This window comes from Kitasatospora sp. NPDC056076 (assembly GCF_042266305.1).
GTDB lineage: Bacteria > Actinomycetota > Actinomycetes > Streptomycetales > Streptomycetaceae > Kitasatospora.
In genome coordinates this window covers 1-1,324 of record NZ_JBHJWG010000131.1, presented here as the reverse complement: position 1 = coordinate 1,324, position 1,324 = coordinate 1, and the positions used below count along the sequence as shown (strand labels likewise).

1 rRNA gene is annotated in these 1,324 nt (G+C 57.2%); it reads left to right on the top strand.

From position 1 onward, the window contains the following. Positions 1-1,324, top strand: a 23S ribosomal RNA gene (locus tag ACFC1T_RS38400); the annotation flags it as partial.

Below are 1,324 nucleotides of genomic sequence, written 5' to 3'. Positions count from 1 at the left end.
AGTTGCATGCCCAAGACCCGAAGCGGAGTGATCTAGCCATGGGCAGGTTGAAGCGCGGGTAAGACCGTGTGGAGGACCGAACCCACCAGGGTTGAAAACCTGGGGGATGACCTGTGGTTAGGGGTGAAAGGCCAATCAAACTCCGTTATAGCTGGTTCTCCCCGAAATGCATTTAGGTGCAGCGTCACGTGTTTCTTGCCGGAGGTAGAGCACTGGATAGGCGATGGGCCTTACCGGGTTACTGACCTTAGCCAAACTCCGAATGCCGGTAAGTGAGAGCGTGGCAGTGAGACTGTGGGGGATAAGCTCCATGGTCGAGAGGGAAACAGCCCAGAACACCGACTAAGGTCCCTAAGCGTGTGCTAAGTGGGAAAGGATGTGGAGTCGCAGAGACAACCAGGAGGTTGGCTTAGAAGCAGCCACCCTTGAAAGAGTGCGTAATAGCTCACTGGTCAAGTGATTCCGCGCCGACAATGTAGCGGGGCTCAAGCACACCACCGAAGTCGTGTCATTCACGTGTGAAGGCCTAACGGCTGCGTGGATGGGTAGGGGAGCGTCGTGTGCCGGGTGAAGCGGCGGTGGAAACCAGTCGTGGACGGTATACGAGTGAGAATGCAGGCATGAGTAGCGATACAAGAGTGGGAAACTCTTGCGCCGATTGACCAAGGGTTCCTGGGTCAAGCTGATCTGCCCAGGGTAAGTCGGGACCTAAGGCGAGGCCGACAGGCGTAGTCGATGGACAACGGGTTGATATTCCCGTACCCGCTTTGAAGCGCCAACGCTGAACCAGATGATGCTAAGGCCGTGAAGCCGTCCCGGAGCCTTCGGGCAAAGGGAAGTGGTGGAGCCGCCGATCCAAGTCTGTAGTAGGTGAGCGATGGGGTGACGCAGGAAGGTAGTCCAGCCCGGGCGGTGGTTGTCCCGGGGTAAGGGTGTAGGACGTGAGGTAGGCAAATCCGCCTCACACATAGTCTGAGACCTGATGCCGAGCCGATTGTGGTGAAGTGGATGATCCTATGCTGTCGAGAAAAGCCTCTAGCGAGTTTCATGGCGGCCCGTACCCCAAACCGACTCAGGTGGTCAGGTAGAGAATACCGAGGCGTTCGGGTGAACTATGGTTAAGGAACTCGGCAAAATGCCCCCGTAACTTCGGGAGAAGGGGGGCCATTCCTGGTGATGAGTCTTGCACTCTGAGCTGGGGGTGGCCGCAGAGACCAGCGAGAAGCGACTGTTTACTAAAAACACAGGTCCGTGCGAAGCCGTAAGGCGATGTATACGGACTGACGCCTGCCCGGTGCTGGAACGTTAAGGGGACCGGTTAGCT